13 protein-coding genes are annotated in these 22,955 nt (G+C 34.7%); 12 read left to right on the forward strand and 1 reads right to left on the reverse strand.

The genetic code is table 11. From position 1 onward, the window contains the following. Positions 1 to 97: 97 nt before the first annotated feature. From K6T82_RS05395 to K6T82_RS05450, 12 genes are all read left to right on the forward strand, one after another. Entirely contained in the window at positions 98 to 2,410 is a 2,313-nt protein-coding gene (locus K6T82_RS05395) for a beta-N-acetylhexosaminidase (RefSeq protein WP_223704900.1), read from the forward strand. Between the two features lie 12 nt (positions 2,411 to 2,422). After that, complete coding sequence (locus K6T82_RS05400; protein WP_223704901.1) at positions 2,423 to 4,273, forward strand: glycoside hydrolase family 35 protein; 1,851 nt, start codon at positions 2,423 to 2,425, stop codon at positions 4,271 to 4,273. 57 nt (positions 4,274 to 4,330) lie between these two features. Beyond that, complete coding sequence (locus tag K6T82_RS05405) at positions 4,331 to 5,815, forward strand: alpha-L-fucosidase (RefSeq protein ID WP_223704902.1); 1,485 nt, start codon at positions 4,331 to 4,333, stop codon at positions 5,813 to 5,815. A gap of 11 nt (positions 5,816 to 5,826) precedes the next feature. After that, positions 5,827 to 8,070 (forward strand): GH92 family glycosyl hydrolase, encoded by a 2,244-nt coding sequence (locus tag K6T82_RS05410; protein ID WP_223704903.1) that lies wholly within the window; start codon positions 5,827 to 5,829, stop codon positions 8,068 to 8,070. A gap of 12 nt (positions 8,071 to 8,082) precedes the next feature. Further along, the gene (locus tag K6T82_RS05415; RefSeq protein ID WP_223704904.1) at positions 8,083 to 10,743 is read left to right on the forward strand and encodes a glycoside hydrolase family 3 N-terminal domain-containing protein; all 2,661 of its coding nucleotides are present in this window, start codon (positions 8,083 to 8,085) and stop codon (positions 10,741 to 10,743) included. A gap of 263 nt (positions 10,744 to 11,006) precedes the next feature. Continuing rightward, a complete protein-coding gene (locus K6T82_RS05420; protein ID WP_223704905.1) occupies positions 11,007 to 14,105 on the forward strand; it encodes a SusC/RagA family TonB-linked outer membrane protein in 3,099 nt (1,032 codons plus the stop codon). A 16-nt stretch (positions 14,106 to 14,121) separates the two neighbouring features. Further along, a complete protein-coding gene (locus tag K6T82_RS05425; protein WP_223704906.1) occupies positions 14,122 to 15,714 on the forward strand; it encodes a SusD/RagB family nutrient-binding outer membrane lipoprotein in 1,593 nt (530 codons plus the stop codon). Positions 15,715 to 15,882: 168 nt separating this feature from the next. Then, on the forward strand, positions 15,883 to 17,214 hold the full coding sequence (locus K6T82_RS05430) for a sugar MFS transporter (protein WP_223704907.1): 1,332 nt from the start codon (positions 15,883 to 15,885) through the stop codon (positions 17,212 to 17,214). A 133-nt stretch (positions 17,215 to 17,347) separates the two neighbouring features. Then, positions 17,348 to 18,394: a sialidase family protein gene (locus K6T82_RS05435; protein WP_223704908.1), complete on the forward strand. Its 1,047-nt coding sequence runs from the start codon at positions 17,348 to 17,350 to the stop codon at positions 18,392 to 18,394. Between the two features lie 173 nt (positions 18,395 to 18,567). Continuing rightward, positions 18,568 to 19,521, forward strand: a complete 954-nt coding sequence (locus K6T82_RS05440) for a M20/M25/M40 family metallo-hydrolase (protein ID WP_223704909.1) — start codon at positions 18,568 to 18,570, stop codon at positions 19,519 to 19,521. Between the two features lie 344 nt (positions 19,522 to 19,865). Beyond that, a complete protein-coding gene (locus tag K6T82_RS05445) occupies positions 19,866 to 21,002 on the forward strand; it encodes a helix-turn-helix domain-containing protein (RefSeq protein WP_223704910.1) in 1,137 nt (378 codons plus the stop codon). Positions 21,003 to 21,127: 125 nt separating this feature from the next. Further along, a complete protein-coding gene (locus K6T82_RS05450; RefSeq protein WP_223704911.1) occupies positions 21,128 to 22,564 on the forward strand; it encodes a serine hydrolase in 1,437 nt (478 codons plus the stop codon). A gap of 15 nt (positions 22,565 to 22,579) precedes the next feature. On the opposite strand, the gene K6T82_RS05455 is transcribed toward K6T82_RS05450, so the two are convergent. Further along, positions 22,580 to 22,948: a winged helix-turn-helix transcriptional regulator gene (locus tag K6T82_RS05455; protein ID WP_223704912.1), complete on the reverse strand. Its 369-nt coding sequence runs from the start codon at positions 22,946 to 22,948 to the stop codon at positions 22,580 to 22,582. Between the last annotated feature and the right edge of the window lie 7 nt (positions 22,949 to 22,955).

Here is a 22,955-nt window from a genome sequence, read left to right on the forward strand (position 1 = left end):
TGCGATTTCTCCTTCGTCGAAATGACAAACTAAACTAAAAAAACTATCTCTCTACTTCTTTCAATAGAAATCAAATAGAGAAACCAAAAAACAAAGAATGAAAAAATTACTATTCCTATTAACCGTAATCACTTCAGTTTTCTCAGCTAATGCACAGAAAATTTACACGGAGAATGATATTCGTATCATTCCAAAACCGAGTCAGACTTTTATTAAAACAGGTGTTTTTGAATTTACAAAAGATACAAAGTTTGTCGTAAACGGAGATTTCCAGAAAGAGGCTGCAAATGCTTTGGCTTCTAAATTTGAAGTGGCTGCAGGATGGAAACCAGAAACGACAACTAAAGCGCCAGTGAGCAATTTTGTTCAGTTTAAAGTAGATCCGAACTTGAAGAATGAAGCTTACGTTTTAGATGTAAATCCGACGAATATTGTGATTTCAGCTAAAGGAAATGTTGGATTTTTATATGGTTTAGAAAGTGTTAGACAATTACTTCCTGAAGCAATTGAAAGCAAATATGCGATCACTTCAGCAAAATGGGAAATTCCAATTTTGACGATTACTGACGAACCTCGCTTCAAATGGAGAGGTTTAATGTTGGATTTATCTCGTCATTTCTTCGATAAAAATTATGTTTTGGCAACAATCGATCGTTTGGCTATGCACAAAATGAACGTTTTGCATTTGCACTTGGTTGATGATCAAGGTTGGAGAATTGAAATTAAAAAATATCCAAAATTAACGGAAGTTGGTGCTTGGAGAGTAGATCAAGAAAACTTATCATGGAATGCAAGGCTTCCGGTTACAGCAGATCAAAAAGGAACTTATGGTGGTTTCTTTACACAAGATGAATTAAGAGAAATCGTAAAATATGCTTCGACAAAAGGAATCGAAATCATTCCTGAAATTGAAATGCCAGCACACGTCAGCAGTGCGATTGCAGCATATCCAGAATTAGCATGTTTTGATCAGAAAATTGGTGTTCCTTCAGGTGGCGTTTGGCCTTTAACGGATATCTATTGTGCAGGAAAAGAAACGACTTTTGAATTTTTACAAAACGTAATTGATGAAGTAATCACGATTTTCCCTTCAAAATATATTCATATTGGTGGCGATGAAGCGACTAAAACCAATTGGGCAAAATGTCCGCATTGTCAAAAAAGAATCAAAGACCAGCATTTAAAAAGTGTTGACGAATTACAAAGTTATTTTGTAAAACGTATGGAAAAATACATCAACTCAAAAGGTAAAAGAGTGATCGGTTGGGATGAAATTTTAGAAGGTGGTTTGGCTCCAGATGCAACCGTAATGAGTTGGAGAGGAATGAAAGGCGGAATCGAAGCTGCAGATCAAGGTCATGACGTGATTATGACGCCAGAATCTCCTTGTTATTTCAACTTTTATCAAGGACCTCAAAACGAAGAACCGTTAGCATTTGATGCTTACAATCCGTTAAGCGAAGTGTACAAATTTGATCCTGTAGTTTCAACAATGACACCTCAGGAAGCTGCGCATGTTTTAGGTGGACAAGCCAATTTATGGGCAGAACATTTAGCATTGCCAAAAGATTCTGAATACATGATTTTTCCAAGATTGGCAGCATTATCAGAAACCCTATGGAGTCCAAAAGAAAAACGCAATTGGAATGACTTTACAACGAGATTGTTTTCTTTATTCAAACGTTACGATTATTTGGGAATCAATTATGCGAAAAGTGCTTATTTGGTAACGGCTTCTCCAACAGCTGATTTGGCTAATAAACAAATTAAAGTTGAATTGAAAAATGAATTTCCTAATCCAGATATTCGTTATGTTTTAGGAGATAAAAATATCGATCATCATGCTGCAAAATATATTGCTCCAATTGAGATTAAGGAAACAACAGTTCTAAAAGCTTCTTTGTTTCAAGATGACAAACCAGTTGGAAAAACGTATACTGATACTATAGTTTTCCATAAAGCATTTGCAAAAAAAGTGAAATACTTAACGCCTTTTAATTCAAATTATAAAGGAGATGCTAATACTATGGTGAACACCATTCGCGGAAGCAAAAATTTCCACGACGGGCAATGGCAAGCTTGGCTGGTTAACGATATGGAATTGGTAATCGATCTTGAGAAATTAGAAAGCATTGAACAAGTAAAAGTTGGAGCTTTAGAAAGTCAAGGAGCAGGAGTAAATTTTCCAGTCCAAGTTAAAGTTTTGATTTCTACAGATGGAGTTAAATACACTCAGGTAGGAAAAATTATGCGTCCGTATGCGGTAAATGCAGTTCCAGAATTGAAAGATTTCAAAATCAATTTCCAAAAACAAAATGCACGTTTTGTAAAAGTAATTGCAGGCAATTTAAAGAAAAGTCCAAAAGGAGAAAGCTCTTGGTTGTTTGTCGACGAAATTTTAATTGATTAATTATTAAAAAAAATGAATAAGATACTATTTAAGCTCGGAATATTATTGATTTGTTTGATGCCTTTTTTTAGCACAGCACAAACAAAAGGATTTTCTATATCTAATGGAGAATTTCGTCAAGATGGGAAAATTGTAAAAATACATTCAGGAGAAATGCACTATGAGCGTATTCCAAAAGAATATTGGAAACATAGATTGCAAATGATTAAAGCTATGGGACTGAATACAGTAGCAACTTATGTATTTTGGAATTATCACGAAATAGCGCCAGGTGTATGGGATTTTAAAACAGGAAATAAAAATTTAGGAGAGTTTATCCGTCTTGCTAAAAGCGAAGGATTGTATGTAATTCTTAGACCGGGTCCATATGCGTGTGGAGAATGGGAATTTGGAGGTTATCCTTGGTGGCTGCAAAATAATCCAGATTTAGTGATTCGTACCAATAACAAAGCATTTTTGGATGCTTGTAAAACGTATATGGAACATTTGTATGCAGAAGTAAAAGGACTTTTCGCTAATCAAGGAGGGCCAATTATTATGCTTCAAGCTGAAAATGAATTTGGTTCTTATGTTTCTCAAAGAACAGATATTAAAGCTGAGGATCATAAAGCATACAAAACTGCAATTTATAATATGCTTAAGCAAACTGGTTTTCCAGAACCTTTTTTTACTTCTGATGGTACTTGGCTGTTTGAAGGTGGTAGCGTTGAAGGCGTTTTGCCAACTGCAAACGGGGAATCAAATATTGATAATTTAAAGAAGCAAGTTGATAAATTCCATAAAGGACAAGGACCTTACATGGTGGCAGAATTTTATTCTGGCTGGTTGGATCATTGGGCAGAACCCTTTATTAGAATTGGATCTGAAGAGATTGCAAGTCAAACTAAAAAGTATCTTGATGCAGGCGTTTCTTTCAATTATTATATGGTACATGGAGGTACTAATTTCGGATTTACTTCTGGAGCAAATTATAATGAAGAAATGGATATTCAGCCTGATATTACAAGCTATGATTATGATGCGCCTATTAGCGAAGCGGGTTGGGCAACACCAAAATACATGGCAATACGTGAAGTAATGCAAAAGTTTTCTAAAACAAAATTAGCGCCGATTCCAGAGAAAATTCCAGTTACAAAATATCCTAATCAGCTTATCAAATCCAATATGGATGTTTTAAGTTGGATAAAAAAAGAAAAGCCTGTTGTAAGTGATCAGCCTTTAACGTTTGAAAAATTAGGTCAAGGACATGGATATGTTTTATATAGAAAAAGATTTACGCAACCTATTTCTGGTAAATTAAAAATTGAAGGATTGAGAGACTTTGCTACAGTTTATGTAAACGGAGTTAAAGCGGGTGAGTTGAATAGAGTTTTCAAAAATTACGAGTTGGATGTTACGATTCCTTTTAACGGTATTTTGGAAATCCTAGTTGAAAATATGGGACGCATTAATTACGGTGCAGAAATAGTACATAATACTAAAGGAATTATTTCTCCAGTATTTTTGAATGAATTTGAAATCAGTGGTGGATGGGAAATGTACAAAATGCCGATGAATGAAGTTCCAGTTATTAAAAATGAAACAGTAAAATCTGGACGTCCAGTTTTATATGAAGCTACAGTAAACATAGATAAACCAGCTGATACTTTTCTTGATATGACAACTTGGGGAAAAGGAATTGTATTTGTTAACGGACACAATCTTGGACGTTACTGGAAAGTTGGACCACAACAAACACTTTACGTGCCAGGTTGTTGGTTGAAAGCAGGTGAAAATAAGTTTGTTGTATTGGAACAACTTAATGAAAATAAGCAAACAGAATTAACTTTTACAGATCAGCCGATACTTGAAAAGTTAAATTAAGAATACCTATTAAACAAAAAACAAAAGAATAAACAAAACCTAATAAATAGATTAAAGATGAAAAGAGGAATATTCATTATCGCCCTTTTATTTTCAGCTCAGATATTCGCGCAGGCGATATATGAAGATGAAAGATACGTACCAGAAACAGATCCGTTAGTATTAAAAAACCTAGACGAATGGCAAGGCAAAAAATTTGGTTTGCTAATGCACTGGGGAACTTACAGCCAGTGGGGTATTGTAGAATCTTGGTCTATTTGTCCAGAAGATTACGGATGGTGTGAGCGTAAAAAAGGAAGTAATCCATCTAATTATAACGATTATATAAAAGATTATGAAGGATTAAGAAAAACTTTTAATCCAGTAAAATTCGATCCTGCAAAATGGGCTAAAGCCGCTAAATATGCGGGAATGAAATACATGGTTTTCACTACAAAACACCATGACGGATTTAATATGTACGATACTAAATATTCTGATTATAAAATTACGAGTAAAGACGTTCCATTTCATACAAATCCAAAAGCGGATGTTTTAAAAGAAATTTTCAACTCTTTTAGAGGTGAAGGAATTTCAACTGGTGCTTATTTCTCTAAGCCAGACTGGCATAACGAGAATTACTGGGATCCTTACTTTCCACCATTCGACAGAAACGTAAACTACGATCCTGCTTTATACCCAGAAAAATGGCAGAAATATGTTGATTTTACTCATAACCAAATCTTAGAAATCTTAACAAATTACGGAAAAGTAGATATTTTATGGCTTGATGGAGGATGGGTTAGAAAAAGAGATTTAGTAAACATTAAAGAAAACTACGATGAGAAATTTACAGAAAACGAATCTAAAAACGGTTTCATTAAACACAGAGTGGTAGATCAAGATCCGAAAATGGATGAATTGGTTGCAAAAGCGCGTGCTAAACAACCAGGTTTAATTGTTGTAGATAGAGCGGTTCATGGTAAAAACCAAAACTACTTAACTCCAGAAGGACGTGTTCCTGCTAAAACTTTGCCTTATCCTTGGGAATCTTGTATTCCAGCTGGTGGCGGATGGTCTTATTCTCCAGGTGCAGAATATATGACTGGAAGACAAGGTATTCATATGTTGATTGATATTGTTGCAAAAGGTGGAAACTTATTATTAAACGTGGCTCCAAGTCCAGAAGGAGAATGGGATAAAGGTGCTTACGATTTATTGCAAGCTTACGGAGATTGGATGAAAGTAAACAGCACAGCGATTTACAACACAAAACCAATTGAGCCTTACAAAGAAGAAAACATTTGTTTTACACAGAATAAAGCGGGTAATGTATTTGCATTTTATTTGGCTAAAGAAGGAGAAGATAAAATTCCTGCTGAAGTTACAGTAAAATCTATCAGCCCTAAGAAAGGAACAAAAATTACGATGTTAGGTTCTAAAACTTCTTTAAAATGGACAAAAGAAGGAAACGGATTTAAAGTAGTTATTCCAGAAAGTTTAAGAAACAATCTTCCTGCAAAAGAAGCTTGGACTTTAAAAATAGACGCTATCAACAGATAAGAAGAAAGCCTATGGTTTTAAATAATAAAAACAAATTCAAAACAGCATGTATTTTGTACATGCTGTTTTTTAGCATCAGTATTTTTGCGCAAGAACCTGTCGATTTTGTGAATCCGTTAATTGGAACTTCAAATTATGGAGCAGCATTTCCTGGGCCGATTGCACCTCGCGGAATGGCAAGTATTAGTCCGTTTAATGTGGCTGGAGTAAAAAATACTCCTATGGAAAAAGACAGTCAGTGGCTTTCTAATCCGTATGTGAATGAAAATACTTTTTTGACTGGGTTTTCTCAAGTCAATTTAAGCGGCGTTGGCTGTCCAGAATTAGGCGTTATTTTATTAATGCCAACGACTGGAAAGGTAGAAATCGATCATTTAAAATACGGTTCGACTTATTCTAATGAAGTTGCAAAAGCGGCTTATTACAGTGTAAACATCGACAAGTACAAAGTAAAAGGCGAATTCACGGCTTCAAAACGAGTTGGGATTAGCAGATTCACTTTCCCGAAAGGGCAGTCAAATATTTTATTAAATCTTGGTTTAGGTTTGACAAATGAAGAAGGTGCAATGATAAAAGTAGTGTCACCGACAGAAATTGAAGGAATGCGTTCGGTTGGTTCGTTTTGTTACAACAGCCCAGAAGATGCTTATCCAGTTTATTTTGTGGCTCAATTTTCTAAACCTGCCGATAAATTCGGAGTTTGGAAAAAGCCTGCCAAATACAACGGTGTTGAAGCGCAATGGATGGGGTACAACGGAAAAGCCAGAATGATGGATAATACCATTAAGACCGTTGTAGGGGATAGTATTGGAAGTTATTTTACGTATAAATTCGAAAAACAAGAAACGGTTGAAGTGAAGATCGGAATTTCGTACGTAAGTATCGAAAATGCCCGTGAAAACTTAGCAAAAGAAGTAGGTAACAGATCTTTTGACGCAATTTACAAAGAAACCTACAACGAATGGAACGAAGAATTATCTAAAATTTTGGTTGAAGGTGGTTCAAAAGATGACAATACGATTTTCTACACGGCTTTGTATCATACACTAATCCATCCAAACACTTTAAATGATATTAACGGAGAATATCCAGTAATCAAAAGAAGTAAAATTGGTAAAACCAAAGATACTCGTTATACCGTATTTTCTTTATGGGATACGTATAGAAATGTACATCCGTTGATGTCTTTGGTTTATCCAAAACAGCAATCTGATATGGTAAAAAGTATGTTGGATATGTTTGATGAAAACGGTTGGTTACCAAAATGGGAATTGAATTCGACTGAAACTTTTACTATGGTTGGTGATCCTGCAAGTATTGTAATTACGGATACTTACATGAGAGGAGTTCGTGATTATGATGTTAATAAAGCCTACTATGCGATGTTAAAAGGAGCAGATAATACTGAAAATAATCCGCTTCGTCCGGGATTGAAAGATTATATCAAAAAAGGATATTTGACAACCGACAATAAAGGTCCCGTTTCTACGACTCAGGAATACAATATTTCAGATTATGCTATCTCAATTATGGCCAATGAATTCGGAGACAAAGCGAATGTAAAACGTTTTAAAGACCGTTCATTATCCTACAGAAAATTATTCGATAAAGATCTGAATTTACTTCGTCCAAGAACTGCAAACGGAGATTGGTACGAACCTTTTGATCCTGCTTCTGGAGCTAATTTTGAAGAAAATGTTGGTTTTATCGAAGGAAATGCTTGGCAGTATAATTTTATGGTACCGCACGACATCAAAGGATTAATGAAATTGATGGGCGGCGAAAAACCTTTTTCGGCTCAATTACAGAAAATCTTCGATATCAAACAATTTGATATGGCAAATGAACCCGACATTGCCAATCCGTATTTATTTAATTATGTGAAAGGCGACGAGTACAAAGCTCAGGAACATGTAAAAAGACTGGTTCAGGAATATTTCAAAAATGAACCAAAAGGATTGCCAGGAAATGATGATACAGGAACCATGTCGGCTTGGCTTGTCTATTCGATGATGGGAATTTATCCGATTTCTCCGGGAGATCCAATCTACACCATTACAGCGCCAATGTTTCACAGAGTGACAATCAAATTAGATCCAAGATATTATAAAAAAGAAAGCATTGTAATTGAAAGACAACTCAATAATGGTGGAAAAATCAATTCGATTGAGTTCAACGGAAAAACACTTAACAGCTTTTTTATTTCGCACGATGATTTTGTGAATGGAACAAAGCTTAAAGTGATTCAAAACTAAACACACACAACTATGTTACAATTAAGAATGAGAAAAACAGCCATTATTTTTGTAATGGCTGTTGGTTTTTTAAACCACGTACACGCCCAGAAAAAGTATCTGTATCAAGATGCAAAAGCACCTGTTGAAGACAGAGTAAAAGACTTGTTAAGCCATATGACACTTGAAGAAAAAGTGCGTCAGATGGATATGTATAGAGGAGATTTCTTTAAAGAAAAAGAAGATTTTGCTAAAGGTAAATCGGCTGAAAAAATAGGGAAATTAGGAATTGGAGCGATTCATGATTTGTATCCGCGTTCAGCGAAAATGATCAACGATCTTCAAACCAATGTAATCAAAGGAAACCGTTGGGGAATTCCAGCGCTGATTATGTGTGAAATGCTTCACGGATATCTGGACGAAGGAAGTACAACTTTTCCAATGAATATCGGACTTGGAGCAACTTGGGATACTTCTGTTTTAGATAAAGTAGGTAAAGTAATTGGTATGGAAGCAAGAGCGCATGGCGTTCATTTTGGCTTTGGACCGAACTTAGATTTAGGACGCGAGCCAAGATGGGGAAGAGTTGCTGAAACTTTTGGAGAAGATGCTTTCTTAAACAGTGAAATCGGTTTGGCATTCATTAAAGGATTGCAAGGAGACGATTTAAAATCAGATCGTTCTATTATTGCTGAGCCTAAACACTTTGCAGTTCACGGTATTCCACAGGCGGGAGGAAATTCTTCTCCTATTTTGGTTGGAGAACGTTCTGCGAGAGAAGATCACTTGCCATCTTTCCAAAAAGCATTTACAAAAGGCGGTGCTTTAGGGACGATGTGTGCGTATTCTGAATTAGACGGAATTCCTTGTGCTGCAAATCATTGGTTATTGACTGATGTTTTAAGAAACGAATGGGGTTTCAAAGGACTTGTGGTATCCGATTTGGGAGCTATTAAATACATTCAAACCACTCACAAAGTTGCTGATTCTCCAAAAGAAAGTATTAGAGAAGCAGTTTCTGCAGGTGTTGATATGCAGTTTTATGATTTTTCTAATGAATTCTGGCAAAACACGATTATTGAATTGGTAAACGAAAAGAAATTGACAATGGAAAACATCGACCGTGCAGCGGGAGCGGTTTTACGTTTGAAATTCTTATTAGGATTATTTGAAAATCCGTACACAGATAAAAACTTGATTAAAGAGCGTTTTCATACTAAAGAAAACCAAACAGTTGCTTTAGAAGCGGCTCAAAAATCAATGGTTTTATTGAAAAATGACAATAATATTTTACCATTAAGCAAAAATCTTAAAAACATTGCGGTTATCGGACCAAATGCAAATGCTTCAAGATTGGGAGGTTATTCTCCTAAAAATAGTGTTGGAGTAACAGTTTTTGAAGGTGTTCAGCAAGTAATGGGAAAAACGGCGAATGTAGTTTATGAAGAAGGTGTGCCGCTGATTGTAAAAGGTCAGGCTATTCCATCTAAATATTTATTCACTTCAGACGGATCTCAAAATGGATTAAAAGGAGAATATTTCAATAACAGAAATTTAGAAGGAACTCCAGCTTTAACTCGTATTGACAACCAATTAGAGTTTGACTGGCCTTGGGCTCCTGGAGATGGAGTTAACGTTGATGATTTTTCTATTCGTTGGACAGGGTATATTCAATCAGACAAATCATTTGATGGTTGGTTAGGTTTAAGTTCTGATGACGGAATCAGAATGTGGATTGACGATCAATTGGTTATCGACAACTGGACAAAAGGAGCGACAAGTATTGTAACTACTCCAAAAAATATCGAAGCAGGAAAGAAATACAAAGTCCGCATTGAAATGTGGGAAGGAGGCTGGGGAGCCAGAGCTCACTTGCGTTGGAATTTAGAAAAAGTAAACATGCAGCCAGCAATCGATGCCGCTAAAAAAGCAGATGTTGCCATTGTAGTTTTAGGAGAATCAAACGAATTAGTTGAAGAAAACAGAGACGTTGCTGATTTGAATCTACATGGAATACAGCAAGAATTAATTGAAGCAATTCAGAAAACAGGAACTCCAGTAGTTTGCGTGTTGTTAAATGGTCGTCCGCTTTCTACAAATTGGATTGCAGATAATATCCCAGCAGTTTTAGAAGGATGGTTCCCAGGAGAGTTTGGAGGAAGAGCTGTTGCCGATGTTTTATTTGGAGATTATAATCCGGGTGGAAGATTGCCGATTACAGTTCCAAAATCAGTTGGGCAGTTACCTATATATTATAACCAAAAACCATCTGCAATTCATAAATATGTTGCAGAGAGCGAAAATCCATTGTATACTTTCGGTTACGGGTTGAGTTACACGAAGTTTGAATATTCAAATTTAAAGATCAGTTCAAACGAAATTAAACCAAATGGTGAATTAAAAGTTTCTGTTGATGTAAAAAACATTGGGAATTTGGATGGAGATGAAGTTGTTCAATTATATGTAAATGATGTTTACAGTTCTGTTACAACTCCAGAAAAGACTTTAAGAGGTTTCAAAAGATTGAATATTAAAAAAGGAGAAACAAAAAATGTCGAATTTACACTTACTAAAGACGAGTTAGGTCTTTACAACAGAGAGATGAAGTTTGTTGTAGAGCCGGGTGACTTTGAGGTAATGGTTGGAGGAAATTCTACTGATTTGCTAAAAAGTAAATTCAAGGTTTCTAACTAAAATCGCTTAAACACAGAATAATTTTAAGTGTTTTTTCGATAAAAAAATGAATATAATTAAAAAAGGCCAAAATCTATTAGATTAATAGAGTTTTGGCCTTTTAAATAAGGAAGAGTTGGATTACAAATGAAAACGTTTTCTTTCAATTTTCGGGCAAACTTTTACCAACACCTTTTAAAAAATGTCATTTGTCGAAATAATGTATTGTTAACAAAACGTATTCTTAAATTTAACATGTTATTAACTCTAAAAAAACAACTAATATGATTAAAAACGTACTAAAATTACTGTTGGTCATCTGCCTTTTCGGGTTCCAAAGCCTACAAGCGCAGACCACAGTAAAAGGAACGATAACAGATGCTGCTAGCGGAATACCGATTCCTGGAGCAAATATTATTGTTAAAGGAACTAAAACAAGTGCTTCATCAGATTTTGATGGTAAATACAGCATTAGTGTTCCAAATCAATCAGCAGTTTTAGTTTTCACCTATGTAGGATCTGCTACAAAAGAAGTTGCTGTTGGATCTCAAACTACAATCAACGTAGCTTTAGGTGCAGATACGCAACAATTAGGAGAAGTAGTTGTTACCGCTCTTGGTATTAAAAGAGAGAAAAAAGCAATTACGTATTCTGCACAAAACGTTTCAGTAGACGAATTATCAGAAGCTAGATCATTAAACGTTGCCAACTCACTTTCTGGTAAAGTTGCGGGTCTTAACTTCTCTACTACTTCTAATGGTGTTGGTTCTTCTTCTAGAATTACTTTAAGAGGTAACAGATCTCTTAATGGTAACAACCAGCCTCTTTATGTTGTAGATGGTGTGCCAATTAGTAACGGAACAACAACATCTAATCCTGATATTGATACAGGAGGAACTACACAACCTGATGGTATCTCTAACATTAACCCAGAAGATATTGCTTCGATGACTGTTCTTAAAGGACCTTCTGCAGCAGCTCTTTATGGATCTAGAGCATCAAATGGTGTAATCGTAATTACAACTAAATCTGGTAAATCAGGAAAAACTTCAGTTTCGTTATCATCTAACTTTATGGCTTCTTCTGCTTATAACTTGATGAATTTACAAAACGAGTATGGTCAAGGTACAAACGGAAACTATGTTTCTAACTCAAGTTCAAGCTGGGGTGCACCTTTAGACGGACGTCAGGTTTCTGCGTGGCAATTGGTTCGTAATCCAAATTATGCTGGACCAGCTACACAAAGCTATACTGCACAGCCAAACAACGTTATTGATTTCTACAAAACAGGTTATAACTTAGCAAACACTTTGACAGTTACAACTGGTAACGAAAAAGCACAAGGTTATTTCTCTTATACAAACACACGTGCTGAAGGTATTGTTGGAGGAAACCAAATGGACAGACATAATCTTAACTTAAGATTGACAAGTAAAATTTCAGATAAGTTATCTTTGGATGTAAAAACAAACTACATCGTTCAGGATATCGATAACTTATTGAGAACAGGGGAAGAATCTATCGGAACGTCAGCTTATTTATTGCCTCGTAGTATTGCTTACAACGATTATAAAGATTTCGAATATTTTGATGCTGCAGGACAAAGACAAGTAAACTATTTTCTTGACGAAACTGGAGCTCCAGGTGGAAACCCATTCTGGTCTGCTTTAAGAGATGATGCTCGTACAGACAAAAGAAACAGATTTATTGGTTTAGCGTCTCTTAAATATGAGATCACAAAAACATTAAGCTTACAAGGTAGAGCTGGTTTAGACCAAATGACTAATAAAAACGTGAGAAACAGATATGCAACAAATGCATTCAATAGTAATATGGGGTCATACAGTGAATCTTATGAAACTGTTAGCGAATTAAACGTTGATGCTTTACTTTCTTACAATGAAAAATTCGGAGATTTTTCTGTTGGACTTAATGCCGGTGCCAATGCATTGCAACAAAATAGTTCAGCTTTAAATTCTGGTGGTGTATTAAGTAAAAGAAACTTCTTTGCATTGTCTAACGTTCAGACAGTTCAATCAACATCTACGGCTTCAGAGAAAAGAATCAACTCTGTTTACGGTTTTGGTCAATTGGGTTTCAGAAACTACTTATTCTTAGATGTAACAGCTAGAAATGACTGGTCTTCTACATTACCAACAGATTATTTCTACCCATCTTTCGGTTTATCTGCTGTTCTTTCTGATATGTTTACATTACCAGAAGCAATCAGTTTTGCAAAACTTAGAGCTTCTTATGCAGAAGTTGGTAACGATACAGATCCTTATCAAACACAACAGAGATTTTCATACATCGGAGGAAATGGTGGTATGTTATACGGACAAAGTACAAAAGCTAATCCAAACTTAAAACCAGAGATTTCTTCTTCTACAGAGTTTGGTGCAGATATTAGATTCTTCAACAACCGTTTAGGATTAGATTTTACTTATTTCAATTCATTAACTAAAAACCAAATTTTCTACATCAATACACCTGAGTCTTCAGGATTCTCTAGAGCTGTTGTAAATGGTGGAGATATTGAAAATAAAGGTATCGAGTTAACGCTTACAGCAACTCCAATTCAAACAGAAAACTTTACTTGGGATATTACAGCGAACTACGCTTCTTACAAATCAAAAGTAAAATCTATCTATGATGGAAGAGATGAGTTAGTTCTTGGAGAAGGACGTTTAGTTAGAAGTAAAGTGGTTCAAGGTGGTGAGTATGGAGATTTATACATTAAAGGTTTCCAAAGAGGTCTTGATGTAAACACTGGCGAAATGAAAATTCTTGTAAATAGTGCAGGTATTCCTTTGGCAACAAACGGATTTGATTTCCGCGCTGGAAACTTTAATCCAGATTGGACAGCAGGTTTCAAAAACAACTTCAAATACAAAGATTTCTCTTTAAGCTTCTTGGTTGATTTCAGAATTGGTGGTGAAGTTATTTCATACACACAAGCGAGACAAGCTGGTTTAGGGGTAAGTGATGTTACTTTAGCAGGAAGAAATGGCGGAATCGTTGTTGATGCTTGGGTTGAAACTCCTACTGGATTTACTCAAAATACAACAAGTATTACTGCTGAGCAATATTGGACAGCTATTGGACAAAGAACTCCAGTTGCAGAACCATTTATTTATGATGCTACAAACATCAGATTAAGAGAACTTGTTTTTGGTTATTCATTACCAAAACGTGTATTAGCTAATTCAGGATTTACAAGTATTGACTTCTCTTTAGTGGGTAGAAACTTATTCTTCTTCTTAAACAAAGCTAAATATTTTGATCCAGAAGCAGGAGCAGGAACAGGTAACTTACAAGGTATTGAATCTTTCAACATTCCTTCAACAAGAGATTACGGAGTAAATGTTAAATTTGGATTTTAATTAAAAAAGAGACATCATGAAATATAGTTTTAAAATAAAAACATTAGGAGTTGCATTAATGGCAGTTTCGATTTTATCAAGCTGTACGGGCGACTTTGATGAAATAAACAAAGATCCTAATTCGTTGACTGAAGATCAGTTGGATGCTACATTAGCTGGTCCTGCATTTGCATCTGCATTGTACGCGGGTATTCACAACGGGTCTTACTCATCTCCAGGAGTAGACGATCAAGGTACATGGGGTATTGCAACAGGTATCTTATCTTCAACTTTTATCCATTACTTAAACTGTGGATATGGAACGGAAAGAAATGCTTTCGTTAACGGATATGAAGGTAGAGGATGGTTAAGATTTTACACCGTTGCTGCACCAGCTTTGATAAATGCTGTTAAAGCATCTGAAGGAAATGCAGAAGCATTGGCAATACTTAAAATCTGGAAAGTTTTCATGTACAACCAAATGGTTGATGCTTACGGGCCAATTCCTTACACTGAGGCAGGAAATGGTAAAGAAAGCGTTCCTTACGATAGCGTAGAATTTATTTACGAAGATTTCTTCAAATTGTTAGATGAGGCTAATGCAACATTGTCTTCAGCTTCTGTAGCTACAGTTGCTTCTCTTTCTCCAAACGATAGAGTGTATGCAGGAAGTGTTGACAAATGGAGAGTTTTTGGAAACAGTATGAGATTGCGTTTGGCAATGAGAATTTCTGATAAAGATCCTGCAAAAGCAAAAACTCAAGCGGAAGCTGCTGTAGCTGCAGGAGTGATGCAGACAAACGATCAAAACGCATTCTTTAAAGCAAGTAACATTACTCCAAACAATTTAAACATGATTGTAAACAGCTGGGGTTATGTAATGACTGCTTCTATGGAGAGTATCTTAGTAGGATACCAAGATCCACGTTTGTCAAAATGGTTTGCACCTATTAGTACAGGAACTGGAGTATACAGAGGAAATCCAGTTGGAGGTTTAGAAGATCAATTTGGAACTACTGAATTCTCTAAATTTAATAATGATATCATGGGTAATGGTCCAGCTAATAATGTTAGCGAAACTAAAAACATCGAAATCTTTATGGCTTCTGAAAACTATTTAACTAGAGCAGAAGGAGCTTTGAATGGATGGAACATGGGCGGAGATGCTAAAACTTTGTACGAAACAGGTATTAGATTATCTCTTGCACAATGGGGAATCACAGAGGCTGCTACAGTTAATGCTTATATCAATGGGGTAACGTTACCAACACTACCAAACATTTTAACAGTATATCCAACTTTAGATTTGCAAGATATTCCAGTTAAATTACCTGTTGCTTGGTCTTCATCTGTTGCTAACCAACGTACACAAATTGCAGTTCAAAAATACTTAGCAATTTTCCCAGAATCTTGGGAAGCTTGGTCAGATTTACGTAGAAGTGATGCTAAAGTAATCTATCCAATATTAAACACAGACAACCCAGAAGCTGGTGTTGGTAAATCTCTAATGAAGAGAATCATTTATACTACAAATGAGTACTCATCAAACGAAGCAGCTGTTAAAGACGGTATCGTAAAATTAGGCGGTCCTGATTCAGGTGGAACTAGACTTTGGTGGGACACAAAATAATTAATTTGGTAAAGTAAAAAATCAAACGATTGGTTACTTGAGCAGAAGGAGAGGTAACTCTCCTTTTGTTTTATAAATATGTCAGTAATTGACATCCAAAAAAATCTATTAACAAAGATGATGTACTCCAATTCAATCATCAAACCGAAAAAAAAACACAAAATAAAAATGGTTGATACAAATACCACTAACTCCTCACAAACCAAACCAACCTTAATTCCAATATTAATTATAGCAAGCTTGTTCTTTATTTTTGGTTTTGTTACCTGGATCAATGGCGCATTGATTCCGTTTATGAAAACTATAAATGAATTAACTTCTGCACAATCATTATTGGTTGCATCAGCTTCTTATATTTCATTTGTTGTAATGGCGCTTCCTGCTTCTTATATTTTAGCTAAAATTGGTTATAAAAAAGGAATGTCTTTAGGATTATTTATAATGGGATTTGGAGCTTTAATTTTTATTCCCGCAGCCGAAGCCAGAACATATTGGATGTTTCTTACTGGAATTTTTATTCAAGGTGCTGGAATGACTTTATTGCAAACAGCATCAAATCCATATATTACGATCTTAGGTCCTATTGAAAGTGCCGCAAAACGAATTTCGATTATGGGAATTTGTAATAAAATTGCGGGCGCATTAGGCTCACTTATCTTTGGTTCTATTTTACTCTCAGGAATTGATGAAATTCAAGAAAAACTAAGCAAAGTAAGTATTTCCGAAAAGAATAATTTATTAGATAATATGGCAGATAGTGTAGTAGTTCCTTATATCTCAATGGCAGTTGTTTTATTTGTTTTGGGAATTTTGATTCTTAAAGCACCGCTCCCTAATGTTGAAGCCGCACCGATTGAAGAAGCACAAGAAGGTAAAACAGCCAAAACAAGCATTTTTCAGTTTCCACACCTTTGGCTTGGTGTATTAACGTTGTTTATGTATGTTGGAGTTGAAGTAATTGCAGGTGACACCATTATTGCATACGGAATTGCATTGGGATTTCCTGCTGCAGATGCCAAATTTTTTACCACTTTTACTTTATTAGCGATGGTTGTTACGTATGCCTTAGGAGCCTTTTTGATCCCTAAATATATTACACAGGCTTTAGCTTTAAGAGTAAGTGCGGTTTTAGGAATTCTATTGTCTTTGTGTATTGTATTTTCTACAGGATTTACTTCTGTTTTATTTGTGGCTGGCTTAGGAATTGCAAATGCTTTGGTATGGCCGGCTGTATGGCCTCTTACGCTTAACGGCTTAGGAAAATTTACCAAAACAGGTGCAGCATTATTGGTAATGGCAATTTCTGGTGGAGCAGTAATTCCGCCCTTGTATGGAAAGTTTGTTGACGGTACAAAAGCAGATCTTATTGCACAGGGAATTAATGAAGCAAACGCAACAGCTTCTGCCTCAACAAAAGGGTATTGGATTTTACTTCCGTGTTATATCTTCATCTTATATTACGCAATTGCAGGACATAAAGTAGGATTGAAGAAGAATTAGATGAAAGATGAAAGATGAAAGAAAATAGAAAATAGAGGATAGACTTTAGTCTTTAAGATGTATTTAGAAATTAAAAATTTATTTTCTCTCCTCTATTTTCTTTCCTCTTATAAAAAAACAAAAAAAGAATAAAATGATTTTAAAAACAAAATATACTGTTACGGCTGTACTAGCTATTTTTCTATTCTCTAATGGAATAAAAGCGCAGACCAAAGCGGTAAATATAGAAAGCAGTTATATTGCAGATCCGCCTGTGACAACAAATAGTCATGCATCTACTTTAGTAGAACATAAACCAAATGAGATTTTGGCAGCTTGGTTTGGTGGTAAGTATGAAGGAGCAAAAGATGTTGGAATTTATATTGCAGCTTATAAAGATAAAAAGTGGTCAAATCCAAAAGAATTGATTCAACCTTTAATCAAAAACGGAGATACACTTCCATGTTGGAATCCAGTACTTTTTAAAAGTAAAAGCAACAATTTGTATTTGTTTTATAAAATTGGAAAAAATCCGAGAGAATGGTTTGGCGCTATGATTGTTTCAAAAGACAATGGAACAACCTGGGGAGAAACAAAATATCTTCCAGACGGAATTTTAGGTCCAATTCGAAATAAACCAATTGAAACTAAGCCAGGTATAATTTTATGCGGAAGCAGTACAGAAAGTGTAAATACAGATGAATGGAGAGTACATGTAGAAGAATATAATGAAGCAACAGATTCTTGGAACAAAATTGCGGTAGAAAACAACAAAAATTTTGATGTAATACAGCCAACATTCTTAGTGCATAGTGCCAGCGATATTCAGATGTTGTCTCGAAGCAAGCATAACAGAATTGTTTCCAGCTGGTCAGGAGATAATGGAAAAAGCTGGATTAGAACCAATACTATAAACGTGGTCAATTCGAATTCTGGTATTGATGCTTTAACAATCAATAAAAATCTTTTTTTACTCGTAAACAATCCGCTTCCAATTGGAAAAGACTGGTTTAACGGACGAAATATTTTAGATGTTGAATATTCTAAAGATGGTTTAAGCTGGACTAAATTATTCGATCTGGAAAAAGAGGAAAAAGGAGAATTCAGCTATCCTGCCATCATTCAAACGACAGATAAAAAAATACATGTTTTATATACTTACGATCGAAAATATATTAAACACACGTCATTTGATTTATAATCTTTGAGAAATGGTACGCGGATGATACGGATTCACTTCGTGAAAACGCTTATTTGCACGGATTTTATTTTAAAAAAAAAGTAAAAAAAGAATCCGTGTTTATCCGCGTCTTTGCAAAGCAAATCTGTGTTATCAGCGTACCATTATGCGTCCCATTCTATTGACAACTTATTATGAAATTAAAACTCTTCATTGCAACTATTTTCTTTTGCTGCACTTTCGTGAATGCACAAATGGCGCAGACCTTTTATAAACATGACAAATATCTTTCGTCAGATAAACTAGAAGGCCGTTTTCCAGGAACAAAAGGGAATAATGAAGCGGCGGCTTACATTCAGAAGTATTTTAAAAAATATGGTTTAAAAGAATTCGGAAAATCGTACTATCAGCCTTTCATGCTTTTTGTAAAAGAAGGAATCAATAAAATGAAACCTGATTCTGTTGCAACACAGAATGTTGTGGGGTATATCGAAGGTTCAGATTCAAATCTAAAGAACGAATATATCGTAATCGGAGCACATTACGATCATTGGGGCTGGGGCGGACAAGGTTCTGGAAGTAAAAAGAAAGAAGCTTTTGCTATTCATAACGGAGCAGATGATAATGCTTCTGGTGTGTCGGCTTTGTTGTGCATTTTGGAAGAAGTTTCAAAAATGAAAGTTAAACCAAAAAGAAGCATAATCTTTATTTCGTTCAGCGGAGAAGAGGAAGGATTATTAGGTTCTAAATATTTCATAAATCATCTTCCAGTTCCAAAAGAGGCTGTAAAAGTGATGTTGAACATGGATATGGTCGGAAGATTAAATGACAAAAAAGAACTTTATATGGGTGGAGCGGGAACTTTCCCAAACGGAGTAGAACTGATGAAAAAACTGCAAGAAAACAGCGGTTTAAATCCTGTTATTCACGCAGGCGATGTTGGCGGTTCAGATCACGTTTCTTTCTACAAAGAATCTATTTCTGCGGTTGGTTTTCATACCGGCGGACATCCGCAATACCACACGCCAGAAGACGATTTTGAATTGATTAATTCAGAAGGAGGAGCACTGGTTGCAAAATATATTTTTAATGCCCTCACACAAATAGCCAATTATAAAGAAGCTTTGGTTTTTATTAAACAAAATTAAAACAAAGCTATTTTCAATAAAGAATAAATTAGTTTAGAACAATAAAAAGATCAAAAATTGCCGAATGGCGCCAACTAAATACGGTTGGCGCCATTTTTATTTACTTTATGTCAGTCTTAAATCTTAGATTAAATTGCAAGAGTTGGGAAGATTTTTTTAAGGGTTTATTTTTTATACTTTGTCTTTAACTATTTCAAAATAAGCATAGAGTACGACAGCGTTACTATTTATAACAATACCACTTTTAGCACTTGGTGAAATATTTTTAAAAATTTAGAGAAAATATTCTATACTTTTTTAAGCTTTCCTATTTAAATTCTAAATTGCGCCTAAGTTAAAAAACTATGGACAAATACAGCTTTTTGGAAATAGCAGCACTTATAGGAATATTTTTGGTGCTGTTTCTTGCCTTATTTTTGTTTACCGTTAAAACAAAATATAAATTAGCAAATCGCCTTCTTGCTTTCTTTCTTTTTGCTAATGCCGTAGATGCATTAAAATTTTTGATGCGTGATTTCCCTGTTAATTTCATCAATCTCGAAGCATTTCGTTGGAGTATTAACTATTTGGTTTCAGCATCGTTTTATCTCTATGTATTGTCGATTTGTTTTTCCAACTTTCGCTTAAAACCGAAACATTTATTACACGCGATTCCGTTTGTTGCTTTCAATTTGTATTTAATGTCTGGGATATATTTTGACGATAGGGCTGCGAAAATAAGTTTTATAAATGCTATGAGTCAGACGTTTACTATGCAGTTTTTTTATTTTCTCTTTGAATTTTTATTCCAAATTTACTTTATCGCTTCATTTTTAGTGATTAGAAAATCTAAAACCATCTATCTCGAGAATTATACAAATGCAGATATCTCTTTGCTTGGCGCGCTTTATAAAATTACAATTCTATATTATGTTTTGCATTTTATTGTGCTTTTGAGGTGGCTGGTTACTTTTATCTTTGGTTGGGGAGAAATAAGAGCTTGGATCGTAACCCTTGATGGGTTTGCGTTTTTATTTTGTACCTGTTGGTATCTTTTTGTTGCGTTAAATAACCCAGAGTTTTTTAGAGGTATCAATTCTCAATTTAAATCGATTACAGATGTTGCCCCAAAACAAAAATTGTCTCCTGTAATTGATGACGAAAAAAATAAGCAAATAGAATCTCTAAAAGATTTTATGATTAAAAACGAACCTTATCTAGACTGTTCATTAACGATTCAGGATTTGGCAGAACAATTAAAAATGCCCGTTAAAGATTTATCTACGTTAATTAACCTGTATATGAATAAGCACTTTTTTGATTTCGTAAATGAATATAGAATCGAAAAAGCTAAAGAAATGCTTAAAGATCCTTTGCAAAAAGAACTTACCATTCAAGAAATTCTCTATAAGGTTGGTTTCAATTCCAAATCGTCGTTTAGTGCTTCTTTTAAAAAATATACTGGAAAAACTCCAAGTGATTTTAGAAAGCCTTCAAATTAATTCATTTTTTCTTAGAAAAGGGTTCGACTTTTTTTAGTCGGTCGTTTATTGAGATGTTTTAAAGCATATTTGTAGCAAGTTTTAGACAATCAATCAAATTCTATCTCCGAAAAAATTAATTAAAAATGAAGATCAAATTTTTATTAGTAGCAGTAATTTTATTTACAAATGCGCTTTCTGCCCAAAAAATAAATAATTTAAAAGAAGCAGAGAAAACACGTCAAAATTCGACTAAACAGAAATTAGCTAATATCAACCAAATTGATTCTTTAATGGCAACGTGCTATGAAAGGGGTTTATTTAATGGAAATGTCCTAATCGTTAAAAATGATAAAATCATTTACCAAAAATCATTTGGTTTTACCGATGAAACGAAGCAAACTGCTTTAAGCAATAATTCAATATTTAATATTGGCTCTATTGCAAAGGAATTTAATGCGGTTTCAATAATGATTTTGGCTGAACGTGGCCTTCTCAATCTGGATGACAAAATATCCAAATTTAATTTAGGGTTGCCCAAATGGTCAGAAAAAATTACAATAAGACATCTTATCAATTATGCTAGTGGCATTCCTAGAATTGACCCACTTGTGCCTAAAAATGATGAGGAAGCTTGGAAAATCTTAAAAAACGACGATAGTTTGTTGTTTGAACCTGGAACTGCCTATAGGTATGACAATAGTAATGTTTTTTTGCAAAGAAGGATTATTGAAAAGGTATCTGGAATGTCATATGAGGAATTTGTTACTAAAAATATAATTAAACCATTAAAAATGACAAATTCGGTATTTGAGCCAAAATTTGGCTATAAAAATCGAACGTCTTGTTATGATTTTGATAATTTGAAATGCCCAGAATTGGAATTTATTAGCGGATGGCTTTGGGTAGATATAAATGATCTCTATAAATGGATTAAGGCGATGAATAATAATCGTTTAATATCAAAAGAGTCCTTCTATACGTTGCTGCAAAATCCATATGCAATTGACGAAGGTGGATCACTTGGCAGATACTTTGAAAAAGATGAACTGCAGAGACACAATGGAGTATCGTATAAATTTGAATCCATTTTTATAAACGATTTTAAAAACAAGATCACGATAATTCTATTGTCCAATAATCTAAATAGAGTTTGGGATCTAGGGCATATTATTCACAACTTAATGTTAGGAAAAGAATACGAAATCCCGAAAAAATCTATTTATCGAGCGATAAGAAAAGAAGCGCTTAATGATGTAGATAAAGGTATTGAAACATACTATTTACTCAAAAAAAATTCTGAGAAAGAATACAGCTTTACGAACCCAAACGAACTGAATACATTAGGATATGAACTATTAAGGGCTGGCAAAAATATTGAGTCAATAGAAATATTTAAATTGGCAACAAAAGAATTTTCTACAAATGCAAATCTCTTTGATAGTTTAGGGGAAGCCTATTACACAAATAAACAATACGATTTAGCATTAAACAGCTACGAAAAAGCAATGAAATTTGGTGGAACAAACGGGAATGCAGAAAAAATGATAGATAAAATTAAGAAGATAACGGGAAGTAATTAGGCGTAAAAGCGGTGTCTATTCTATAGTATAGACGCCGTCTTTCATTTTAAAAGCCCACGAAGCCATGGCATCAATTACAGGCATTAAACCTGCTCCTGCGTTACTTAATCTATACGTTACAAATGGCGGAACAACAGGTTTTGCTTCACGAATAACCAATCCGTCAGCTTCTAGTTGTTTTAAATGCTGAATAAGCATCTTTTCTGTCACAGCCGGAATTGCTCTTTTTAATTCGCTGTATCGTTTATCTCCAGAAGATAGATGATATAAAATTATCGGTTTCCAATAGCCTCCAATTTTCTCCATAACAAAAGTCACTGGACATTTTTCTAAAGCATATTGCTTGTTTTGCTGAATAGTAGAAGATTCTTTAATTGCTGTCATGATACAT

The sequence above is a fragment of the Flavobacterium potami genome (assembly GCF_020026915.1).
In the GTDB taxonomy this organism is placed as follows: Bacteria; Bacteroidota; Bacteroidia; order Flavobacteriales; family Flavobacteriaceae; genus Flavobacterium; species Flavobacterium potami.